Origin of the sequence: Herbaspirillum sp. B65 (assembly GCF_000333555.1) — a bacterium.
GTDB lineage: Bacteria > Pseudomonadota > Gammaproteobacteria > Burkholderiales > Burkholderiaceae_D > Herbaspirillum > Herbaspirillum rubrisubalbicans.
Genome location: NZ_BADI01000816.1, coordinates 1 through 3403, shown reverse-complemented (window position 1 = coordinate 3403; position 3403 = coordinate 1). Strand labels below are relative to the sequence as shown.

At 65.7% G+C, this 3403-nt stretch carries 4 protein-coding genes; all 4 read left to right on the top strand.

The window, feature by feature from the left end; genetic code table 11:
* A partial coding sequence (locus tag I5W_RS19485) for an ABC transporter ATP-binding protein (protein ID WP_306302677.1) occupies window positions 1–727 on the top strand: 727 nt, incomplete at its 5' end.
* The gene (locus tag I5W_RS19480; protein WP_044530467.1) at window positions 724–1545 is read left to right on the top strand and encodes an ABC transporter permease; all 822 of its coding nucleotides are present in this window, start codon (window positions 724–726) and stop codon (window positions 1543–1545) included. The genes I5W_RS19485 and I5W_RS19480, both read left to right, overlap by 4 nt.
* Before the next feature lie 91 nt (window positions 1546–1636).
* Window positions 1637–2059: a nuclear transport factor 2 family protein gene (locus tag I5W_RS19475; RefSeq protein WP_044530466.1), complete on the top strand. Its 423-nt coding sequence runs from the start codon at window positions 1637–1639 to the stop codon at window positions 2057–2059.
* Window positions 2060–2106: 47 nt separating this feature from the next.
* The coding region (locus tag I5W_RS19470) for an NAD(P)/FAD-dependent oxidoreductase (protein WP_044530465.1) at window positions 2107–3403 on the top strand (1297 nt) is incomplete at its 3' end.

Sequence of the window (3403 nt, the reverse complement as noted above, 5' to 3'; positions counted from 1 at the left end):
CATTGCCTGCGCTTGTGGAAACTGGCGCGCTACCGCTTTGTTTCACCCCATCATCGCCCTTGCCATGCGTCCAGCTGCGTTTGCCGCGACCGTTCCTGCTCCTGCCTTGCCTGCCGGCACTGGCGACGTGCCACCACGCCTACGGGTGCAAGACCTGGCCTCGGCGGTGGTGGCGCCGGTCAGCTTCGCCTTGTCGGCCGGACACTGCCTGGTGGTGGCTGGGGACTCGGGGGCTGGCAAGACCCGCTTGCTCAGGCTGCTCGCCGACCTCGACCAAGGTCAGGGTGAAGCCTGGCTGGACGGCCAGGCGCGCAGTGCCATGCCGGCCCCGCAATGGCGCGCCCAGGTGCTGTACCAGGCCGCCGAGCCGGCCTGGTGGGCGCCCACGGTGATGGCGCATTTCCCGCCATCGCAACAGGCGCGGGCCAGGGTGTTGGCCGAGCGCCTGGCCTTGCCGGTCGCCAGGCTCGATGCCGACCTGGCACAGCTGTCGACTGGAGAACGCCAGCGCGCCGCCCTGATCAGATCGCTGCTGCGACAACCGGCAGTGCTCTTGCTGGATGAACCCACCAGCGCCCTGGATGCCGACAATGTCGCGCGGGTCGAAGCGTTGTTGCAGGAGTTCATGCAGCAAGGCAGCTCCCTCCTGCTGGTCACGCATAGGGAAGAACAGGCACGCCGGCTGGCGCACGACAGCCTGCATGTGCGCAAGAGGGAGCCGGCATGAGTGCCTTGCCCTTGTCAGCCACCGATTTGGCGTTGTCGGCCATCCTGGTGCTGGTCAATGCCATCGCCTCGCTGGCCTTGGGGTTGCAGATCCACCGACCGTTGTTGCTGGCTGCCGTGCGCATGGTGGCGCAGCTCTTGTTGGTGGGGTTGGTACTGCGCTGGATCCTTGTGCATCAGTCGCCCTGGCTCACCGGCGTGGCCGTGGTGTTGATGATTGCCGCTGCGGCACGCGAGGTGGCCAGCCGCGCACGCACGCCGCTGGCTGGCCATGCTGGCTTGCGCATCAGCGCCATCGTGGTCGGCACGGCCTCTTTGCTGACCGTGGCGCTGGCCTTGTCCACGGCACTGCGGCCTGATCCCTGGTACGACCCGCGCTATGCGATTCCCCTGATGGGCATCGTCTTGGGGAGCGTGCTCAATTCGGCCAGCATAGCGCTGGACGCCTTTCTCACCGGGGCGCGCCAGTCGGCGCCCATCATCGAAGCCCGCCTGGCCTTGGGCGACACCCGTCAGCAGGCGCTGCGCGCGCTGCGCATGGCGGCCATGCGCAGCGGCTTGCTGCCGGTCATCAACCAGATGTCGGCGGCCGGCATCATCACCTTGCCCGGCATCATGACCGGCCAGGTGCTGGCCGGTATGGATGCGCTGGCAGCGGCCAAGTACCAGATCCTGCTCATGTTCATCCTGGCCGGGGCCAGCGGACTGGCGGCCTTCGGCGCGGCCACGCTGGCCATGTGGCGCTTGACCGATGGGCGGCAGCGCTTGCGCTTGGATCGCTTGCGCCAGCCTGGTTCCATCGGTACCGGCCTGGCCTGATCGAAACCTCCCGCTGGCTCTATGGCCAGCAGTCCAGGCTCCTTTAGGCTGTGTGTCATCGGCCTGCATCAGGCCATTCCATGGAGCCCGCATGTCCTCGCCCGTCCAGTTGCCTTCTTCTTCCAGTGCCAATGCCTCGGTGACGATAGAAACCCTGCAAGCCTTTTCTGATGCCTGGAACCGGCATGACATTGACGCCCTGATGCAGTTCATGCATCCCGAGTGCGAATTTCTTACCGCGGCCGGTCACGAAACCCACGGCACCCGCCACACCGGACCGCAAGCAGTGGCGCGCGCCTTTGCCTCGGCCTGGATCAGCGTGCCCGATGCCCAGTGGCGCAACGCTCGGCATTGGGTGGCGGGTGAGCGTGGTGTCTCCGAGTGGACCTTCACTGGCACTGCTGCCGACGGTACCCCCATCCAGGCCGATGGCGTGGATCTGTTCGTCTTCCGCGACGGCAAGATCCTGCAGAAGAACGTGTTCCGCAAGACCCGCACCCCCAAGCCGGCCTGACGGCCATTGCAGCATCCTCCTCCTGAACTGCCAACAGGGCCATCGCCATGAACAGCTTGTCCCGCGCCGAAGTCGGCGCTGCCGCTTACGACCCCGCGTTCGATCCTCTGGTCTCGCAGTCGCCGGGCCACAACATGCAGTACGCGCCGACCTACTGGGTTGCCAGCGCCGGTGAGCCGCCCAGGGATGATGGCCCCATCGTCGGCGATACCGACGCCGATGTGGTGATCATCGGTTCCGGTTTCACCGGGCTGGCCACGGCCTTGTTCCTGGCGCGCGAACACGGCATTGGCGCCACCGTACTGGAAGCCAACCAGGTGGCCTGGGGCTGTACCAGTCGCAATGGCGGACAAGGCCAGAACGCCAGCGGCCGCTTGTATCGCTCGCAGTGGATAGACCGTTGGGGCTTGCAGACCGCCTTGCGGCTGGATGAGGAAATCCGCAGCGGTTTCGAGACCTTCCGCCAGCTCACCGAGGAGATCGATTGCGATGCGCAACCAGGCGGCCATCTTTACATCGCTCATCGTCCCAAGAAAATGGCCTTCTTGCGCCACGAAGCCGAGGTCATGCGCAGCCGCTTCGGCTATGACACCCGTATCCTCACCGGGGAAGAAGTCCGCCGCGACTGGTGCGGCGACCAGGAAGCGGCCGGGGCCATGCATGAGCCGGTGGGTATTTGCGTGCATCCGCTGAAACTGGCCTTCGGCTACATGAAGATGGCACGCGCCCTGGGCGCGCGCGTGCATCCCTCCAGTCCGGTTACGGCCTGGGAGACCCACCATGGCGTACATCATCTGCGCACGCCGGGCGGCACTGTGCGCGCTCGTGCAGTGGCAGTGGCCACCGGCGCCTACGGCTTGCCGGGTTTGACGCCGCTATTGAAGAACCGGGTCTTCCCCGTCCTCTCCAACTCCATCGTCACACGCCCGCTTACCGAGGAAGAATTGCAGGCCACCAATTTCCTGACCCACCAGGCCATCACCGATACCCGCACGCTACGCTTCTACTATCGCCTGCTACCGGATCGTCGGGTGCAGATCGGTAGCCGCAGTGCCATTACCGGCGCCGATGCTCACCGCGACAGCCATTACCGCCTGCTGATCGATGGTCTGGCGCGCAAGTTTCCCGCCTTGAAGGGGATTCGCATCGACCACTCCTGGTGGGGCTGGGTCGATGTCAGTCACGACATGATGCCGCGTGTGGTGCAGCCCGATCCCCTGCAGAGTGTCTATTACGCCCTCGGCTATGGCGGCAATGGCGTCTCGTTCTCCGCCCACGCCGGGCGCCGCATGGCAAAGCGCGTGGCAGGTCGGCGTGGGCCGGAAATGGATCTACCCATCTACG